Here is a 17,661-nt window from a genome sequence, read left to right as displayed (position 1 = left end):
CGTTAACCCCAATTCGCCTGAATATATTTCTTGGCAGCAATTCTCGCTGTCTCATCACAGCTCACAATGCCAGCTATATCATCGACCGTTGTTGCCAACTGATGTTCCACCACAGAATCACAAATTTCACTAATTGCTGTAAAGGGAATTTGCCGTTCCAAGAACGCTGCAACAGCGACTTCATTCGCAGCATTTAACGTAGTTGTGGCCACTTGCCCTGCCCAACATGCGTCAATCGCAATTTTTAAGCTTGGGTAACGCTCATAATCGACTTCACTGAAGGTAAGCGCTGCAACCTTGGTAAAGTCCAACCGTTCAACACCGCTCTCGATACGCTCTGGATACGCTAAGGTATGCGCAATAGGCGTACGCATATCAGGCATGCCCATTTGAGCGATGACAGAGGCGTCAGCATATTGCACCATAGAATGAATAACACTTTGCGGGTGAAGAAGTACGTCTATCTGTTCGCGATTGCAGTTAAACAACCAGCGAGCTTCAATGTACTCCAAACCTTTGTTCAGCATCGTGGCGGAATCGACCGAAATCTTTCGGCCCATAGACCAATTCGGATGAGCACACGCCGCTTCAGGTGTTTGCTCTTTTAATAGCTCGAGTGGAAGTTCTCTAAAGGGACCACCAGAGCCTGTTAGTAGTATTTTCTCTACACCATAATGGCTCAACTTCGCCTTACCGGAAGCACGTTGTACTTGCTCTGGAAGCGCTTGGAATATGGCGTTATGTTCACTATCAACAGGTAACACCATAGCGCCCGAATCTGCTGCGGCCGACATGAAGAATTGACCACTCATCACCAACGCTTCTTTATTAGCGAGAAGAACGCGTTTACCCGCTTTTACCGCAGCTAATGTTGGCTGCAAACCAGCTGCGCCGACAATCGCAGCCATTACGGTGTCTACCTCTTGCGCAACCGCAACAGCGTCTAAATCTTCAACTTGGTCTAGAACTTGTGTTTTTGAACCCACCTCATTCAACACCGAGCGAAGCTGGCTAGCGGCAAAAGCGTCAGTTAGCACTACATATTCGGGCTTAACCTGATCACACAGCTCTAGCATTTTTTGCCAATTCTGATGCGCTGTTAAGGCAAACACTCGATAACTTTCTGGATGTCGCACAATAACGTCTATGGTGTTTAAACCAATAGACCCTGTGGCTCCAAGAATGGTTATCATCTGTTGGCCCTGATGCAGCTCATCATACTTCGGCGAGTTCATAATAATTAACTACTTCCAAAATAAGGATGAATAAGCCACAGATAGCCCAGCAAGAATATAGGCAATGCAGAAGTTAAGCTGTCGATGCGGTCAAGAATACCGCCGTGACCTGGCAGCAAAGAGCCACTGTCTTTAACGCCCGCACAGCGCTTAAACATACTTTCATTAAGATCCCCAAACACCGACACGATCACCGACAATGTCGCTACCAAGTAGAATGCCAAGAGAATGTTACTAGGCACCGGTAGTGTGAAAGCAACAATACTCATCACTCCAATGGAAAACACGAGCCCACCGACAAAACCTTCTTTCGTTTTGCCCGGACTAACGTGCGGCATAAGTTTATGCTTACCAAACTTTTTACCCGCAAAGAAAGCACCGATGTCGGCAGCCCATACCAGTAAAAACAGGAATAGTACGGTCCAAGAACCAAAGTAAGGGTTGTCGTCGTAATGAAGCGAACGCAAACTCAAAAGCGCAGCCCATGCTGGGATAAGCACTAAAATGCCAAATGCACCGACAAACGCGCGGCTTTTCGCCCAAACAGCGCGGCTTCTTGGGAAAGTAAATACGAGAAATATGGCGAACAACCACCATATACCACCCACTAACACAGGATAGAACACAGCATTAGCAAGCTCAGTTGCTGACCAAATGGAACCAACAGGAGTAATGTAGGCTAAAACAGCGACACAAATACCTACTAGCAAGCAATATAAAGAGCGTCCGGCAGTCTTACAAACGCCCATCAAAGGTGCCCACTCCCATGCAGCAAGCACCATAACCCCACCGATTACCCAGTTAAACCATTCAAGCGGTAGTAAAAATACAATAGCTAACGCGACAGGTATTAAAAATGCCGCAGTCAAAATTCGTTGTCTTAACAAAAAAAAATCCTCTGTTTAGCCCTCAGCCAGCATTTGTTGTCGTTGTTCGCTGGTCAGTCCGAATCGGCGTTCACGTTGCATAAAGCTATCAATCGCGTCTGCAAACGTTTGGTCATCAAAGTCAGGCCATAATGTATCTGTAAAATACAATTCGGCATAGGCTAATTGCCACAATAAGAAGTTACTTATTCTGATGTCTCCGCCGGTTCTGATCAAGAGGTCTGGAGTTGGAATATCGGCTAACTGCATATATTCACCTAGCAACGACTCGTCAATTTGCTCAGGCTCAAGCTCACCAAGCTTCACACGCTGGGCAACTTGTTGGCATGCCGCAGCAATGTCCCATCGTCCACCGTAGTTAGCTGCAATATTAAGAATAAGCGCAGTGTTTTCTTCAGTTTGTTCTTCTGCTTGGCGAATACGCTTTTGTAGTTTTGGTGAAAACCTAGAAACATCACCAATCACGCGTAACCGAACACCATGCTGTTTTAGCTTAGCGACTTCTCGCTGCAACACTGTGATAAAAAGCTCCATTAAAACCGAAACTTCGCTTTCTGGTCGCGCCCAGTTTTCACTACTAAATGCAAACAGCGTTAATGCCTCAATGTCATTTCTACGCGCAAACGTAATGGCATTTTGTACTGCATTTGAACCGGCCTTATGACCATAAGTACGAGACTTACCTTTTTTCGTCGCCCAACGCCCGTTGCCATCCATAATAATTGCAACGTGCTTCGGCAAGCCTTCTATTTTTGTCTCGCTGACTTGTTCTGTCATAATCCAACTTTCAAAAAAATAAACGCCGCGAAAGTATACCTAACACGGCGTGTAGCTCCAATATTTAACCGAGTGAGCGGTTAAACTTCCATCAACTCAGCTTCTTTAGAGGCTAATAATTCATCAACCTTCTTTACAGCTTCGTCGGTGAGCTTTTGGATATCGTCTTGAGCACGACGCTCGTCGTCTTCTGTAATCTCTTTTTCTTTCAACAACTCTTTGATGTCGTTGTTCGCGTCGCGACGTACGTTACGAATCGCTACTCGTCCACCTTCAGCTTCGTTACGTACCACTTTCACAAGGTCTTTACGACGCTCTTCGGTAAGTGGCGGTAAAGGTACACGAATAACATTGCCCGCCGCTGCAGGGTTTAAGCCCAGGTCAGACGTTAAAATAGCTTTCTCAACTGCGCCTGAGCTGCTTTTATCAAACACGGTAATCGACAACGTTCGTGAGTCTTCTACAGTGATATTCGCCAACTGATTTAAAGGTGTTTCAGTACCGTAGTAAGGCACAGTTACACCATCCAATAAACTTGGGTGCGCACGGCCTGTGCGTACCTTTGCCATTTGCGCCTGCAAAGACTCTACACTTTTCGTCATGCGCGACTTAGCGTCTGCTAAAATCTCATTAATCACGGTAGTCCCTCGTTCTCTTATTCTGTTTCGTTCGAATTATGGAGATTGGTAATTAGTGTACCTTCATCTTCTCCCATAATCACTGATTTCAATGCGCCAGGTTTATTCATATTGAATATACGAATTGGAAGTTGGTGGTCTCTTGCTAGTGTAAATGCTGCTAAGTCCATAACCTTCAGCTCTTTAGAGAGCACTTCGCTATAGTCTATCTCATCATAGCGTACCGCGTCAGGGTTCTTCATCGGATCTTCACTGAAAACACCGTCTACTTTAGTTGCCTTCAGTACCACTTCGGCTTCAATTTCAATACCGCGCAAACATGCAGCTGAGTCGGTAGTGAAAAATGGGTTGCCCGTACCCGCAGAGAAAATAACCACGCGGCCTGACTTTAACAAGCTAATGGCTTCCGCCCAGTTGTAGCTGTCACAAACCCCATTGAGTTCAATTGCAGACATTAAGCGGGCATTCACAAATGCACGATGCAATGCGTCGCGCATTGCCAAACCATTCATTACAGTAGCCAGCATCCCCATGTGGTCACCCACAACTCGATTCATGCCCGCTTTCGCTAGCCCTTCGCCGCGGAACAAGTTACCGCCACCGATAACCACACCAACTTGCACACCCAACTCGAGAACTTCTTTAATTTCTCGAGCCATGCGGTCCAACACACGCGCATCAATGCCAAATGCCTCTTCACCCATGAGCGCTTCTCCGCTCAATTTAAGTAGTATGCGACGATAACCAGGTTTTGGATGTGTACTCATGTGTCGGTTTCCTTATAAAAAGCTAAAAAAAACCGCGCCGACTAACGTCAGGCGCGGTATTTACTATTGTTTGCTCGGCTTCGTTGCCATGCTATTAACCTTTAGCAGCAGCTACCTGAGCTTGAACTTCAGCTGCGAAGTCTTCTTCTTTACGTTCAATACCTTCACCCACTTCAAAGCGAACAAAAGTAACAACGTCAGCACCAGCTTCTTTCAACAATTCGCCAACTGATTTGCTTGGCTCTTTAATGAAAGGCTGACCTGTAAGGCTGATTTCACCGGTGAATTTCTTCATACGGCCTTCAACCATCTTCTCAGCGATTTCTTTCGGCTTGCCAGACTGCATAGCGATGTCGATTTGGATCTCACGCTCTTTTGCAATAACGTCTGCGTCAACGTCTTCTGGCTTAACGAATTGTGGGTTACTTGCAGCAACATGCATAGCAATGTCTTTAGCAAGTTCTGCGTCACCACCAGTGATTGCAACAGCAACACCAATGCGGCCACCGTGAACATAAGTTCCAACTAGGTCGCCAGCAGTAATTGTAGCTACACGGCGAACGTTCATGTTCTCACCGATTTTAGCTACTAAAGTTTCGCGTGTTTCGTCAACAGTTGCATCACCGATGCTAGTTGCACGCAAAGCTTCTACATCGTTTTCTTTGTTTGCGAATGCAGCTTCAACTACTTGACCACCAAAACCAAGGAAGCTGTTGTCGCGAGCAACGAAGTCAGTTTCACAGTTAAGCTCAACTAGAGTACCTACGTTACCTTCAGATTTAGTAAGAATTACACCTTCAGCAGCAATACGGCCTGCTTTCTTAGCCGCTTTAGCTTGACCGCTTTTACGCATATTTTCGATTGCAAGCTCGATGTCACCACCAGCTTCTTGCAATGCTTTCTTACAATCCATCATACCTGCGCCAGTACGCTCGCGCAGTTCTTTAACCATCGCAGCAGTAATCGCCATGATTCAAACCTCAATACGTCAGAATTCTTTCGAAAATGGCCCGGCTTGCGCCGGACCGCTCAAATACCAATTACTCGGCACTCGCTTCTTCGTCAGCTGCTTCAACGAAATCGTCAGCTTTGTTTACTTCTGCGCCACCTTGATTGCGGCCTTCAGTAATAGCAGTTGCAGCTGAGTTCAAGTACAACTGGATCGCGCGAATTGCGTCGTCGTTGCCAGGAATCACGTAGTCAACGCCGTCTGGATCAGAGTTTGTATCGACTACTGCAATAACAGGAATACCTAGGTTGTTTGCTTCTTTAATTGCAATGTGCTCGTGATCAGCGTCGATCACAAACAATGCGTCAGGCAAACCGCCCATGTTTTTGATACCACCAAGGCTCTTTTCAAGCTTTTGCATTTCACGCGTAAGCGTTAGTGCTTCTTTCTTGGTTAACTTATCAAAAGTACCGTCTTGGCTTTGCGTTTCTAGATCTTTCAAACGTTTGATTGACTGGCGAACTGTTTTCCAGTTCGTCAACATACCACCTAACCAACGGTGTTGAACGTAGTACTGACCACAAGCTTTTGCTGCAGTTTCTACTTGCTCAGACGCAGCACGTTTAGTACCTACGAAAAGAACTTTACCGTTGTTTGCACCGATTTGAGAAAGGTGACCCAATGCTTTGTTAAACATTGGAACTGTAGACTCAAGGTTGATGATATGAATTTTGTTTCTCGCGCCAAAGATGAAAGGCTTCATTTTTGGGTTCCAGAAACGAGTTTGGTGACCGAAGTGGACACCAGCTTTTAGCATGTCGCGCATCGACACATTAGCCATAATATTTTTCCTTTTTAAGGGGTTAAGCCTCCATACACCCCATGCTGCGACCCGTTTCCGAGCACCCCGCACCATGTGACGGTATATGTGTGTTTAATTTAAATAGTTTGTGCCGAAAGAACTTTGTTTTCTCAGGCGGCGCGATTTATACCATAACCACCATAAAACTACAAGCCGGATGCCATTTTTAACTGATTCTGGTAAACTCCTTTACATGACAATTTAGAGCAGTTCAAAACCCTATTTTTTGAGCTACAACTCATTTGAAGAAGTAGAGATCTGAATCGCATGGCGATAAAAATTAAAACGGCTGAAGAAATCGAAAAAATGCGAGTCGCTGGGCGACTCGCAGCAAGCGTATTGGAAATGATTGGTGAGCACGTTAAAGCGGGTGTAACCACAGACGAGTTGAACCAAATTTGTCATGACTACATTGTCGCTCACGACGCCTACCCTGCGCCACTGAATTACCATGGCTTCCCGAAGTCGATTTGCACGTCTGTTAACCATTGCGTATGCCACGGCATACCGAACGATAAAAAGCTGAAAGACGGCGACATCATTAATATCGACGTTACCGTAAAAAAAGACGGTTACCACGGCGACACGAGCAAAATGTTTATTGTGGGTGAAGGTAGCATTCTGGCGAACCGTTTAACTAAAGTCACGCAAGAAGCTCTCTACTTAGCGATTAAAATGGTCAAACCCGGTGTTCAGCTTGGCGACATTGGTGCCGCCATACAAAAGTACGGTGAGAAGTTTGGCTATTCTATCGTTCGTGAATATTGCGGGCATGGAATCGGCAACGAATTCCATGAAGACCCACAAGTTTTGCATTATGGTCGTCCTGGTACCGGAGAAACACTTCAGGCTGGTATGTGCTTAACCATCGAGCCTATGATCAACGCAGGAAAACGCAACACTAAAACGCTTAGTGACGGTTGGACAGTTTTAACCAAAGACCGCAGCCTAAGTGCGCAATGGGAACATACGATGTTAGTTACAGAGACAGGCGTTGAAGTGCTAACACTGCGAGAGGATGAAGACCTTCCACGCGTTATCGGTGCATAGATGATCGTTGATACGCCCAGTTTATTCAGACCAATCTGGCCTGAAAGCCTGCAACCTATATCGCAATGGCGAGCACAGTTGCAGGCCTACAACGAATGGGCCGCTGAGCAATTCTTCGTTGCCGAAATTGACACTCTTGTTCACGACCGAGCAGGCTTTTTCGACGACCTACTTCGTAACCTCTGGACAATTCTGGAACTAGAGCAAGAGCCTCTAACCTTAATGGCTGTTGGTGGTTATGGACGCGCCGTGCTGCACCCTGGTTCCGACATTGATCTACTCATACTTTTTGAGAGCAAACTTAGCTTGGAACAAGAAGAAAAGCTTAGCGCTTTCATCACCCATTTATGGGACTTAAAGATTGATATTGGCCACGCTGTGCGCACCGTGCCCGATTGCATGTTACAGGCAGCCGCTGACATTACTATCGCTACATCTTTAATTGAAAGTCGCATTGTTGCCGGCAAGCAATCTTTGTCTGAAGCACTACACGGCTCGGTAATGACACAGTTTCCTTGGCAAAGCCGTGACTTCTACCAAGCTAAAAGTGATGAACAGACCAAACGACACCAGAACTTTCACGGTACCTCGTATAACTTGGAACCGAATATCAAAGGCTCTCCGGGTGGCCTTCGCGACATTCAAACGATTCACTGGATAGCCAAACAGCACTTTAAAACTCGCAAAGACGAAAGCTTGGTGGAATACAACTACATTACTGCCGATGAGTTCGTCGAATTACGCGAATGTCAGAATTTTTTATGGCGAATACGCTACGCACTACATTTAACTGCTGGTAAATGCGAAGACCGGTTACTATTTGATTATCAGCCTGAAGTTGCCCGCTGGCTAGGATATGGAAATGCAGGAAAAGCAGCCGTTGAAAAAATGATGAAGGACTACTTCCAAGTCGTTTTAAAAGTCAGTGAGCTCAACCGAATGCTGCTGCAATTTTTTGAGCAGGCTATTCTTGGTCCAACCGACTTACAGCAACCCGAAGTTATTTCAGAACAGTTCGCGCGCACCGGTAACCTTATTATGGCGAGTGCCGACGACGTATTTGAAAATCCAGTTAACATTATGCGGTTCTTTATTACCATTGCCGCAGACAAACGTATTAAAGGTATTCACTCCCATACCATAAGGCTGTTGCGAAACGCTCGCTCGCAACAAGAAAAACCATTGTGTGAAATAGCAGAATGCCGTGAGCTATTTTGCCAGCTCGTGGCTACCCCAAAAGGATTCGGTCGCGCCTTCACGCTAATGCATCGCCACGGAATAATAGCTTGCTACTTACCCGCTTGGGCGCAAATTGTTGGGCAAATGCAGTTCGATTTATTCCATGCCTATACAGTCGACGAACACACGTTTAGGCTTGTTCGCAATTTATACCGCTTTACTCTGCCAGCAAGAAGTGAACAATTCCCGCTATGTAGCGAACTCGTACAAAACTTTAAAACGCCTGAACTATTGTTTTTAGCAGGGATATTCCACGACATCGCGAAAGGACGTGGAGGCGATCATTCAGAACTTGGCGCTGCTGACGCGCGCGAATTCTGTGCTCAACATGGTTACAACACAGAAGACACAGAACTTGTAGCCTGGTTAGTTGAGCAACATCTGTTAATGTCGATGACTGCTCAGAAAAGAGATATTTACGACCCTGATGTTATTCGAGAGTTCGCTCAAAAAGTTAAAACAAAGCGCCGCTTGCAGCACTTGTATTGCCTTACCGTAGCAGACATTCGCGCAACCAACGCCAACCTTTGGAATAACTGGAAAGCAACGCTACTAGAAGAACTGTACCGAGCAACCGAAGCAACATTAGGTAACGACGGCGAGAGTAAAACAACACTGAGAGAGCGCGTTCAAGAAAATAAGCAAAATGCATTGGCTTTGTTACTTAGCGCTGGCTTTAATGTAGAAGACATTCAGCATCTTTGGTCACGGTTTACTGCGGACTACTTTTCTCGCCACACGCCAGAACAGATTGCGTGGCATAGCCAGCATTTAACGAATGTAAAAGACCGGCAATTACCGCTTATTTTAATTGGCGACGAAAACAACCAAGGCACAACAGAGATATTTATTTATCATGTTGAAGAGAACCACCTGTTCGCCAACGTTACAGCTGTGCTCGATGCAGAACACCTAAGTATTCACGACGCACAAATCCTGAATACACGCGACGGCTTTGTTATGGATACATTCATTGTATTAGAACAAGACGGTTCACCATTAGAAAGTTTAGACCGTATTGCCGAAGTTCAGCAGCATTTACAAGACGTTCTGCGCAAACGTAGTAACCCACCGATACATCATCGCCCGCTTTCAAGGCGTATGAAAAATTTCACGGTGAAAACCAAAGTAAACTTTCTCTCGCACAAGGGCCAACGGCGAACCCATTTTGAACTCGTCACGCTAGACCGCCCAGGTCTTATTGCCCGTTTAGCTAGAGTTTTTCAAGCTCAGTCGGTGATTGTTATGGCGGCAAAAATCACCACTGTGGGAGAACAAGCAGAAGACTTTTTCATGGTCACCAACAGTAACTATGAGGCGCTCAATGAAAACGAGCAGCACGATTTACGACAGGCAATTATTCAAGAACTCGACAGTTAAAAGGAAAAATCAATGAGCTCTTTACAGCAAGTGATTGAACAAGCATTTGAAAACCGCGCAGACATTTCACCCACTTCAGCACCACAAGACGTGCGTGACGCGGTTACCGAAGTACTTGCAGAACTCGACAAAGGCACACTTCGTGTAGCAGAAAAAAATGGCTCTGAATGGGTTGTAAACGAGTGGGTAAAAAAGGCGGTACTTCTTAGCTTCCGCTTGTCAGATAATGAAGTGATGGAAGGCGGTGAAACCCGTTTTTACGACAAGGTACCCAGCAAATACGCAGACTACACGAAAGCTGACTTTCAACGTGACGGAGTTCGCATTGTTCCACCTGCAATGGTTCGAAAAGGAAGCTTTGTCGGTAAAAATGTCGTGGTTATGCCTAGTTACATTAACCTTGGCGCTTATGTCGACGAAGGCTCCATGGTCGATACTTGGGCGACTGTAGGTTCATGCGCACAAATCGGTAAAAACGTGCACTTGTCGGGCGGTGTTGGCATTGGAGGCGTACTTGAACCACTGCAAGCTACGCCAACCATCATTGAAGATAACTGCTTTATTGGTGCACGCTCTGAAATTGTAGAGGGCGTTATTGTTGAGCAAGGCGCAGTTATTTCAATGGGCGTATACATTGGTCAAAGCACCCGTATTTTTGACCGTGAAACAGGGGAAATTCATTATGGTCGAGTACCGGCAGGTGCCGTAGTTGTTCCTGGTTCGCTACCTTCAAAAGATGGCACGCACTCTTTATACGCTGCCATTATTGTGAAGAAAGTTGACGAAAAAACGAAAGCAAAAGTAGGTATCAACGAGCTATTACGCGCCGCTGACTAATCTCTAAAAGCTGTTTTAAACACCTCGGGCAAGGGTAGCTCGAGGTGTATTTCTTCTTGAGTTACCGGGTGCTCGAAACGAATTGCCGATGCAATGAGCAACAACCGATGACAATCAAAATGTTCTCGAAAGAAACGATTCTGCCTACCATCACCATGGTTGGTGTCACCAATGATTGGATGTCTTAGGTGTGCTAAATGTCGACGAATCTGATGTTTTCTTCCTGTTTTAGGCTTGCATTTCACTAACGAAAAACGGCTAGTATCGTGCTTTTTGCTCACCTTAAAAGGTAACTCTACTTTCGCCACAGTTTCAAATTCAGTAATAGCTTCCTTCGCTTCTGGGGTTTTCGAAGCTTGCTTGTCTGCGACGTCATCCAACTCTTCTACCAATGGATAGTCGATTACACCTGAATCTGGCATATAACCGCGTACCACCGCATGGTAGGTTTTCTCTACTTCTCTGTTGGCGAAAGCGTCACTTAGCTTTCGGGCGATTTCCGAATTCAAGGCAAACACCAATACCCCGGACGTTGGTCGGTCTAGTCGATGAATAGGAAAAACATGTTGGTCAATTTGGTCGCGCAGCTGTTGCATGGCGAATTCGGTTTCACCCCATGCCAAAGCTGTACGGTGAACTAATAAACCGGAAGGTTTATCAATAACAACGATATGTTCGTCTTGGAACAAAATAGGAAGCATGCTTCTTTGCCTACTATAGATTATGCACTTTTGAACATTTCATCTATTTTGCGCAAAACCAATATGACCTGGCGGCGCTCTTTCCAATTTCCGCGCCATGCTTCTTCCGCCATGGGGCTAACTTCAAGACGATTAGGTAAAGGCTTTTTCTTATCAATCCGTTCTTTCATATTCGGAATAAATATAAATTGCAGCCACTGATAGAACTCTAACGTGTCATACGCAAACGGTTGAGTGCTCTTCAAGGCTTTTTGCGACGGTGCTTTGCTGTCCCATAACTCAGCACCTTGCATTTCGTCTCTTAGTTCACGAATCAACGCACTTAACTGTTGCTTGAAGTCACTCGAATGCATTACCACTACTCCTATCAATATGAATCGCGAATTATACCTGAATTCGTACACCGACAAAACGCTTGGCAATCTGCACAACCCATAAACAAAAGGTGGAGAGCACTTTATAAAGTCAGTAGAATGCCTGCGCAATTCAAAAGAATATAGGTAAGTTGTTGTGAGCCAAATTTCTACTTTGTCCGAATTTATGAATGCTAGCGGCTGTCGTTGGTGTGCCTATGACCTTTCACGCCAAGTTCGTGCGCTCAGCCCTGCCCTTATCGAAGAAGTAGAAACCGGACGCCAACCCTTTCCAACTCCGCGCCAGCAAAAAGCTTGGCTCGCACTTGTATTCTGGCAGTCAATAGACAAACCCTACATTTGGTTTGCCTCGCTACCGTTAGACGAACGCGGAGGCTTCCAGCAAGCGGCTATGCAGCACTTCATGAGTATTATTGTGGAAGCACTAGGGTCAGATCTAACGCAAGACCCCACAAAAGAACAAGAAGCGCTATTAGAGCAGAACCCTTACATATTCACACCCGACATGAACAAACGTGCTGCATTTCATGCTCAGTTTACCCGCGACTTTGACCTAAATGCCTCTATTCACTTTGAGTCGGCAGACGCATTTTTCTCAGGTAACTCAGACATAGACTGGCAACAGCTTGGCGTGCAAGGTATTCATGACGTTATACAACGCAAGTTGGAAAATTCATCAGTGCAGCAAACTTTAAACCTGAATCTACTAGAGTGGCCTGAGCCACTACAGCAAGCTGTTTGCCAAGCTATTGAACATGCGCAATTGCCTTCTTCACTTGCAGACAACCTGATTGGGAAAGCGCAAAGCAACGAAAGCTCACGGGTAAACCCTGTGCTTTTGCAAGCTATGGCGTCTGTAGCGAATCGAAAAGGTGTAGAACAGTTCGTACTTAAAACCTTGCAGCAAAGTGAAGGTGAAACACGCACTCAAATTTTAATTATTATTGCTGCTCGACTATGGCAAGCACTAGCAAAACCAGAAGTATTTCAAAACTACTTTGAGGTGCTAGCAACCGATAGCGAAGAAGTATTTCAGTCTTTATTTAAAGAGCTAGTCACTCTGCCGTCATTAAGAATGAACTGCTTGCAGCTGCTCAATAGTCCGCAACAGAATGAACAGCTTCAACAGCAAATTGTGAAACTCATCACAAATATGAAAGGCAGATCATGACCGCGAACCTGATTAATATTCTGCTGCTACTTGTCGCCGCTATGGGCGGATGGCTTTTTTGGAGTTGGAGAAAGCAAGAAGAATACGCCAAACGCCATATTCTGCATTTATGCAAAGGTGAATCGTTGCAGTTTCTAGACCTTTCTCGGGTAAAGGGTAAACCGGTTTGGAACCGCGGTTTAGCATGGCAAGCGGAATTCAGTTTCGGCTTTTCAAGTGACGGTGAAACTCGCTATGAAGGCACTATATATATGGTGAACTTAAAGTGTGTGAGTAAAGAACTACCCGTTTACCGCGTCCCACAGGAACCAAGTCCTGAACCTGAACGCGGTTATAATCAGTGGTAATTAAATGCCCCAAGCCTGCTTGGCTGCAGCACTTTTTTTCCGACTAAACAGGTACACCCAAGCGTCTTTATACATCACCCAGTCACCCGCGAGGCTATACCAAGGGTGCTTAAAGGTTGCAGGTTTGTTTTTCTCAAACACAAAATGACCAATCCACGCAAAGCCATACCCTGTTAAAGGAATAGCCACTAACCAACCCCAATGCAGAGTAAGAAAAAACATGACAAGTTCTGCAAGTACCAATGTACTTCCCACATAATGCAAGACCCTACATTTTAAGTCGCTGTGCTCTTTCAAATAATAAGGATAAAACTCTTTAAAACTAGTAAATGCCATACCTAGTCCTCTATCTTATGTTCATTATTGTTCTGGACGATCGTGGAACAACAAAGCGCCGCGAATACCGTTCACTTCGAGTTCTGCAACCTGGCGATAATCGCGGGCCGCAAAAAATTTCTCATACTGTGGGCGCGTAGCAAATACAGCCACGCCTTTCGAGGTCTCGTCTTGTTCTAGCTCGTGTTCAACCGCACGAACAAGCAAATCGCCCAACCCTTTTTGTTGATATCTTGGATGAACCGCTATGAATGAAACCATGTGATAGTTATCTACTGGCATCGCTTCTTTAATTAGCCGCTCTTTTTCCAGTAATTGCTTGGTGCTTACCAACCCAGCAGTTAAGAGCATCTTTAAACGCCAATGCCATACCCTTGAGTCGCCAAAATGTTCACCTGGGCGAGTTAAACACACCACTCCTTCGAGCGTCTCATCTTCAAAGACACCAAACATTGGGTGCTGCGCCTGCCAAAATGCACTTAACTCTTCCCTTATTGCTGCGCGCAAACGTTGTTCGTAACCTTCCTTGTCTACCTGAAATATTTGTTGAAATAATGGATCGTCTTGGTAGGCCTGAAACAATAACGATGCCGCTACGCGTAAGTCTTCAGAGGCAAGATAAACTAACCTGCCCTGCAGCTTATCTTGTGCCGACTTTTCTAGTTCTTGGTGGTCTGTCATCTTGCCCTCTTATCGTTATTCTATGAGCTTTGAAAACCGTTGTAGATAACATAAACGACTCAATAACAACTGTCACCTATTGAATAAAACTTAATCGTTCAAGTAAAAATTACACCTATGAATGACCGATGAGTTCTAATTCCTTTAAGAATGTAGGTAAGTCGCTCGAAAGCACCTCATGTTGCTCTTTACCCACGTATTCGAGCCCTACTACGCCAGTTTCTTGAGATACGGTGAGTAATAAATCATCTTCGTCGGTTAAGCCGATAAACCATGTAATAGGCTGCTTTAAGCGTTGTTTCATCATCACATGTCCGATCAGGTTCTGTTGCAACCTTTCCATGTCCTCCGGACCTTGCACTTGAAGGAGTGTTAGTGCGCGATCGCGAAAACTAACGTCGATATCACCGGCCCATACCGTGGCAAAAAAATTCTGTAACTGGCTGTCTATTTCAAGTTCTAGAGCCTTTTCTACATTTGCAAAGTCGGTTTTTGGTTGTTGCTTTACCCATTTCCAAGCAATTTGCTCTTCTCCACTTTCTAGGTGTTCCTTTAAGTAGCAAGGCGCTTCCCACTCTTCAACATAATCGGTTACTGGCAGCGTACCTTCCTTTTCGTGCTGCAGTTGATGCTTTTCATGTAACGCTAATAACAAAGCTTCTGTTGCGTTCATCTAGTTTCTGTTCCTTAAAGTTCGTAGAATAGCGGTCATTGTATTTGCTTCATGGCACGTATGCCAATTCATAAGCCCGAAGGTTAAGTTATGAACTCTAAGAACCAAACTGAAACAGCGATAGAACCTTTTAAAGAGAAGCTTGGCTTAGGCAAAGACACCCAATACCCAGAGCAGTTCGACCCAACGTTACTACAGGCGGTGCCAAGAAAGCTCAACCGAGATCCACTAGGCATTAACGAGAAAAGCTTACCGTTTCATGGTGAAGACATCTGGACTTGCTATGAGTTGTCTTGGTTAACTGAAAATGGCATGCCTCGTGTAGCAATTGCACAAATAACTGTTCCAGCAACAACACCTAACTTAATTGAATCGAAATCTTTTAAGCTCTACCTCAATGGTTTTAACCAATTCCGCCCGTCTAAAGCGCAGTTACAAACGCAATTAGAAACCGACTTAAGTCAATGCGCAGAAGGCCCTGTTCACGTGCAACTATTCTCACTAGAAGAATTTACGGAATTAGGTATAGCTACCCCCCAGGGGAAATGCGTAGACAATGCTTGTGAAGAAGCTACCTCCTTTCAATACGACCCGACATTGTTACGTTTAGATGGTGAGGAAAAATGTGAAGAGCTACTTTACAGCAACCTTTTAAAATCCAATTGCCTTATCACTAATCAGCCCGACTGGGGAACTGTAGCCATTCATTATCGCGGCCCTAAAATTAACCAGGCTTCGTTGCTGCAATACATTGTTAGCTTTCGAAATCACAATGAATTTCATGAGCAGTGCGTGGAACGGATATTCCAAGATATTATGGCATTGGCCAAACCGGAGCTGCTCACTGTAGAAGCTCGCTACACTCGTCGAGGAGGTTTAGACATTAACCCTTGGCGAGGAACAAGCAAAAACTCTATACAAATGAAACGCACAGTGCGCCAGTAGGCAACTTTTTAGTCATTTTGATTGATTAATACTCAACCCAATCAGCTAGCTATGTTAAAATAAGAGATGTTTTCTATAGTTTAATTGGCACATCTAATTTTTTACGATACAGTCGTTTAAGTAACCTTCTGACGACTATTGTTTTTTTGTCTTAACAGGTAGTTTTTTCGTAAACTAAGTGTCTCGGTATTTACCTGTTAATAACGAGTTGAGTAATACGAGTGAGCAAACACAGCAATCCTAATTCAGAGTCAAGCAGTTTAAAGGCCCAACTTGAGGAAAGCCGCCACTTACGTGAGCAACTCGAGAAAACCTATCGTACAGACATAAACAACCTTACTCAGTTCATCGCACGCTTAGGAAACACGCTTCGTGGTATCGACGGAGACTTAGACCATAAACTAAGTAAAATGAGTTCAGCCATGACTCGTGTCGACAAGATCGACGCGGTTATTCCAGTCATGGATGATGTCAGTTTAGTACTTCAACAACATGGCTCACGCGTGCAGCGCGAGTTACAAACAACTCAGTCACGTATGCTTGCCGCTGCGCGCCGACTACAAAAGCTAAGCAACCTTCCTAAGCCTATCCGCGAAGAAATTCGAGACTTAATCACGCAAGTTGAGGGCCCAGCATTTTCTGTTCTGCATTACTTGCCGTATTTAACCCAATTGGTTGAGCTTTATCAAAAAAGCATGGACATTCGTGTATCGAATGGTAACAGCCAAGGTATGCTCGAGCAGCTTAAACAAGATGGCGACAATAAGTACGCAGAGCTCCGCGAGGAGCTTGTGAATTTAATTTCGCTTATCGACTTAAATGGTACAGCGGCAACAGGCTTACAAAACATTCGCCAGCAGCTTATCAGTGGTTTAAGCGAAGACCAGTTCGTACTTTCATGCGTACAAGTTGTTCGTTTAATTGTTCAAGGTATTAATGAAGAACGCCAAAACGCACAAGTATTCCTGGAAAGTTTAAACGAAGTTTTAGGTAATGTTTCGAACTCTGTTGCGCGCTCTATAAAAGCAACAGACAAAGCCGAGCAAGCACATAAAACGCTCGACAAAAAACTTGATGAAGGCATTAAAGCATTGAGCGAATCGGCGGCGAATGCATGTAACTTAAGCGAGCTTACACAGCAAGTTGGTGTTCATGTGGAAACTTTGGTTACTACACTCGGGCAGAAACAAGCTTTGCAGTCGCGTAGTCATCAATTATTAAAAAGCGAATTAGAAGCGGCTCAGTCTAAAATAATGGAATTGGAAGACGAAGCAGAAGGTTACAAACAGAAACTGTCAGAACAGAAATTTAAGAGCTTACAGGACAGCCTAACGAAGCTTCCAAACCGAGCAGCTTTTGAAGAAAGACTAGAATTAGAATTTAAGCGCTGGCAACGCTACGGTACGCCGCTTGCTATTGCCGTCGCTGACATAGACCATTTTAAAAGAATTAACGACTCTTATGGTCACATTGCAGGTGACAAAACATTACAAGTCATCGCCAATATGCTGAAAAAGTCGCTACGAGGTACTGATTTTGTGGCGCGTTTCGGCGGGGAAGAATTTGTTATCATTTTCCCACAAACGGAATTGACTGGTTTACTTGAGCCTCTTGAAAAAGCAAGAAAGCGTATTCAAAGTATTCCTTTCAAGTTTAAAAACAACGACATTTCAATCACAATTTCCGTTGGTGCTGCAGAATTCAAAGACCAAGACACAATGAGTACAGTGTTCGAGCGTGCAGATAAGGCCCTTTACGAAGCAAAACAGCAAGGGCGCAACCGAGTTGTGATTGATAGCCGCTAGGAGAGAA

At 44.9% G+C, this 17,661-nt stretch carries 19 protein-coding genes; 7 read left to right on the top strand and 12 right to left on the bottom strand.

The annotated features are described in order from the left end of the window. Nucleotides 1-2: 2 nt before the first annotated feature. The 7 genes from ispC to rpsB form a co-directional block, all read right to left on the bottom strand. Nucleotides 3-1,235, bottom strand: a complete 1,233-nt coding sequence (gene ispC / locus DQX04_RS01010) for a 1-deoxy-D-xylulose-5-phosphate reductoisomerase (protein WP_111913940.1) — start codon at nucleotides 1,233-1,235, stop codon at nucleotides 3-5. Nucleotides 1,236-1,240: 5 nt separating this feature from the next. Then, entirely contained in the window at nucleotides 1,241-2,122 is an 882-nt protein-coding gene (locus tag DQX04_RS01005) for a phosphatidate cytidylyltransferase (RefSeq protein WP_111913939.1), read from the bottom strand. A 15-nt stretch (nucleotides 2,123-2,137) separates the two neighbouring features. Continuing rightward, a complete protein-coding gene (gene uppS / locus DQX04_RS01000) occupies nucleotides 2,138-2,899 on the bottom strand; it encodes a polyprenyl diphosphate synthase (RefSeq protein WP_111913938.1) in 762 nt (253 codons plus the stop codon). Nucleotides 2,900-2,979: 80 nt separating this feature from the next. After that, nucleotides 2,980-3,537: a ribosome recycling factor gene (gene frr / locus DQX04_RS00995; protein WP_111913937.1), complete on the bottom strand. Its 558-nt coding sequence runs from the start codon at nucleotides 3,535-3,537 to the stop codon at nucleotides 2,980-2,982. 17 nt (nucleotides 3,538-3,554) lie between these two features. Continuing rightward, on the bottom strand, nucleotides 3,555-4,304 hold the full coding sequence (gene pyrH / locus DQX04_RS00990; protein WP_111913936.1) for a UMP kinase: 750 nt from the start codon (nucleotides 4,302-4,304) through the stop codon (nucleotides 3,555-3,557). A 94-nt stretch (nucleotides 4,305-4,398) separates the two neighbouring features. Continuing rightward, on the bottom strand, nucleotides 4,399-5,274 hold the full coding sequence (tsf, locus tag DQX04_RS00985; protein ID WP_111913935.1) for a translation elongation factor Ts: 876 nt from the start codon (nucleotides 5,272-5,274) through the stop codon (nucleotides 4,399-4,401). A 70-nt stretch (nucleotides 5,275-5,344) separates the two neighbouring features. Next, entirely contained in the window at nucleotides 5,345-6,094 is a 750-nt protein-coding gene (rpsB, locus tag DQX04_RS00980; protein ID WP_111913934.1) for a 30S ribosomal protein S2, read from the bottom strand. 288 nt (nucleotides 6,095-6,382) lie between these two features. Between rpsB and map the strand changes: the two genes are divergently transcribed. From map to dapD, 3 genes are read left to right on the top strand one after another with little or no spacing between them, the layout of a single operon-like run. Continuing rightward, a complete protein-coding gene (map, locus tag DQX04_RS00975; RefSeq protein WP_111913933.1) occupies nucleotides 6,383-7,165 on the top strand; it encodes a type I methionyl aminopeptidase in 783 nt (260 codons plus the stop codon). Next, nucleotides 7,166-9,784 (top strand): [protein-PII] uridylyltransferase, encoded by a 2,619-nt coding sequence (glnD, locus tag DQX04_RS00970; protein ID WP_111913932.1) that lies wholly within the window; start codon nucleotides 7,166-7,168, stop codon nucleotides 9,782-9,784. Between the two features lie 12 nt (nucleotides 9,785-9,796). Continuing rightward, complete coding sequence (dapD, locus tag DQX04_RS00965) at nucleotides 9,797-10,621, top strand: 2,3,4,5-tetrahydropyridine-2,6-dicarboxylate N-succinyltransferase (RefSeq protein ID WP_111913931.1); 825 nt, start codon at nucleotides 9,797-9,799, stop codon at nucleotides 10,619-10,621. On the opposite strand, the gene truC is transcribed toward dapD, so the two are convergent. Together truC and DQX04_RS00955 are read right to left on the bottom strand one after the other, a co-directional pair. Beyond that, the gene (gene truC, locus DQX04_RS00960; RefSeq protein WP_111913930.1) at nucleotides 10,618-11,322 is read right to left on the bottom strand and encodes a tRNA pseudouridine(65) synthase TruC; all 705 of its coding nucleotides are present in this window, start codon (nucleotides 11,320-11,322) and stop codon (nucleotides 10,618-10,620) included. The two genes, dapD and truC, sit on opposite strands and share 4 nt — an antisense overlap. 20 nt (nucleotides 11,323-11,342) lie before the next feature. Further along, on the bottom strand, nucleotides 11,343-11,675 hold the full coding sequence (locus DQX04_RS00955) for a YqcC family protein (RefSeq protein ID WP_111913929.1): 333 nt from the start codon (nucleotides 11,673-11,675) through the stop codon (nucleotides 11,343-11,345). 157 nt (nucleotides 11,676-11,832) lie between these two features. Between DQX04_RS00955 and DQX04_RS00950 the strand changes: the two genes are divergently transcribed. Both DQX04_RS00950 and DQX04_RS00945 read left to right on the top strand, forming a co-directional pair. Further along, nucleotides 11,833-12,867 (top strand): DUF3549 family protein, encoded by a 1,035-nt coding sequence (locus tag DQX04_RS00950; RefSeq protein WP_111913928.1) that lies wholly within the window; start codon nucleotides 11,833-11,835, stop codon nucleotides 12,865-12,867. Continuing rightward, nucleotides 12,864-13,214, top strand: coding sequence for a DUF3301 domain-containing protein (locus tag DQX04_RS00945; protein WP_111913927.1), 351 nt, complete (start codon nucleotides 12,864-12,866; stop codon nucleotides 13,212-13,214). Before DQX04_RS00950 ends, DQX04_RS00945 begins: the two co-directional genes overlap by 4 nt. On the opposite strand, the gene DQX04_RS00940 is transcribed toward DQX04_RS00945, so the two are convergent. The 3 genes from DQX04_RS00940 to syd all read right to left on the bottom strand — a co-directional run bounded on the left by DQX04_RS00940 (nucleotide 13,215) and on the right by syd (nucleotide 14,904). Next, a complete protein-coding gene (locus DQX04_RS00940) occupies nucleotides 13,215-13,550 on the bottom strand; it encodes a DUF962 domain-containing protein (RefSeq protein WP_111913926.1) in 336 nt (111 codons plus the stop codon). A gap of 24 nt (nucleotides 13,551-13,574) precedes the next feature. Further along, on the bottom strand, nucleotides 13,575-14,231 hold the full coding sequence (locus DQX04_RS00935; RefSeq protein WP_111913925.1) for a GNAT family N-acetyltransferase: 657 nt from the start codon (nucleotides 14,229-14,231) through the stop codon (nucleotides 13,575-13,577). A 115-nt stretch (nucleotides 14,232-14,346) separates the two neighbouring features. Continuing rightward, nucleotides 14,347-14,904, bottom strand: a complete 558-nt coding sequence (gene syd, locus DQX04_RS00930) for a SecY-interacting protein (RefSeq protein ID WP_111913924.1) — start codon at nucleotides 14,902-14,904, stop codon at nucleotides 14,347-14,349. Nucleotides 14,905-14,994: 90 nt separating this feature from the next. Between syd and queF the strand changes: the two genes are divergently transcribed. Both queF and DQX04_RS00920 read left to right on the top strand, forming a co-directional pair. Beyond that, the gene (gene queF / locus DQX04_RS00925; RefSeq protein WP_111913923.1) at nucleotides 14,995-15,849 is read left to right on the top strand and encodes an NADPH-dependent 7-cyano-7-deazaguanine reductase QueF; all 855 of its coding nucleotides are present in this window, start codon (nucleotides 14,995-14,997) and stop codon (nucleotides 15,847-15,849) included. A 221-nt stretch (nucleotides 15,850-16,070) separates the two neighbouring features. After that, nucleotides 16,071-17,654: a GGDEF domain-containing protein gene (locus tag DQX04_RS00920; protein WP_111913922.1), complete on the top strand. Its 1,584-nt coding sequence runs from the start codon at nucleotides 16,071-16,073 to the stop codon at nucleotides 17,652-17,654. The last annotated feature ends 7 nt before the right edge of the window (nucleotides 17,655-17,661 follow it).

Origin of the sequence: Aliidiomarina sp. B3213 (genome assembly GCF_003290085.1) — a bacterium.
Taxonomy (GTDB): domain Bacteria; phylum Pseudomonadota; class Gammaproteobacteria; order Enterobacterales; family Alteromonadaceae; genus Aliidiomarina.
The sequence above is the reverse complement of the archived record's forward strand: the minus strand, read 5'-3'. Positions and strand labels throughout refer to the sequence as shown.

Coding starts and splice junctions, on each gene's coding strand:
- dapD (WP_111913931.1), top strand. CDS start 9,797: ATGAGCTCTTTACAGCAAGTGATTGAACAAGCATTTGAAAACCGCGCA.
- DQX04_RS00940 (WP_111913926.1), bottom strand. CDS start 13,550: ATGGCATTTACTAGTTTTAAAGAGTTTTATCCTTATTATTTGAAAGAG.
- map (WP_111913933.1), top strand. CDS start 6,383: ATGGCGATAAAAATTAAAACGGCTGAAGAAATCGAAAAAATGCGAGTC.
- tsf (WP_111913935.1), bottom strand. CDS start 5,274: ATGGCGATTACTGCTGCGATGGTTAAAGAACTGCGCGAGCGTACTGGC.
- ispC (WP_111913940.1), bottom strand. CDS start 1,235: ATGAACTCGCCGAAGTATGATGAGCTGCATCAGGGCCAACAGATGATA.
- queF (WP_111913923.1), top strand. CDS start 14,995: ATGAACTCTAAGAACCAAACTGAAACAGCGATAGAACCTTTTAAAGAG.
- glnD (WP_111913932.1), top strand. CDS start 7,166: ATGATCGTTGATACGCCCAGTTTATTCAGACCAATCTGGCCTGAAAGC.
- uppS (WP_111913938.1), bottom strand. CDS start 2,899: ATGACAGAACAAGTCAGCGAGACAAAAATAGAAGGCTTGCCGAAGCAC.
- rpsB (WP_111913934.1), bottom strand. CDS start 6,094: ATGGCTAATGTGTCGATGCGCGACATGCTAAAAGCTGGTGTCCACTTC.
- DQX04_RS00935 (WP_111913925.1), bottom strand. CDS start 14,231: ATGACAGACCACCAAGAACTAGAAAAGTCGGCACAAGATAAGCTGCAG.
- pyrH (WP_111913936.1), bottom strand. CDS start 4,304: ATGAGTACACATCCAAAACCTGGTTATCGTCGCATACTACTTAAATTG.
- DQX04_RS00955 (WP_111913929.1), bottom strand. CDS start 11,675: ATGCATTCGAGTGACTTCAAGCAACAGTTAAGTGCGTTGATTCGTGAA.
- truC (WP_111913930.1), bottom strand. CDS start 11,322: ATGCTTCCTATTTTGTTCCAAGACGAACATATCGTTGTTATTGATAAA.
- DQX04_RS00945 (WP_111913927.1), top strand. CDS start 12,864: ATGACCGCGAACCTGATTAATATTCTGCTGCTACTTGTCGCCGCTATG.
- syd (WP_111913924.1), bottom strand. CDS start 14,904: ATGAACGCAACAGAAGCTTTGTTATTAGCGTTACATGAAAAGCATCAA.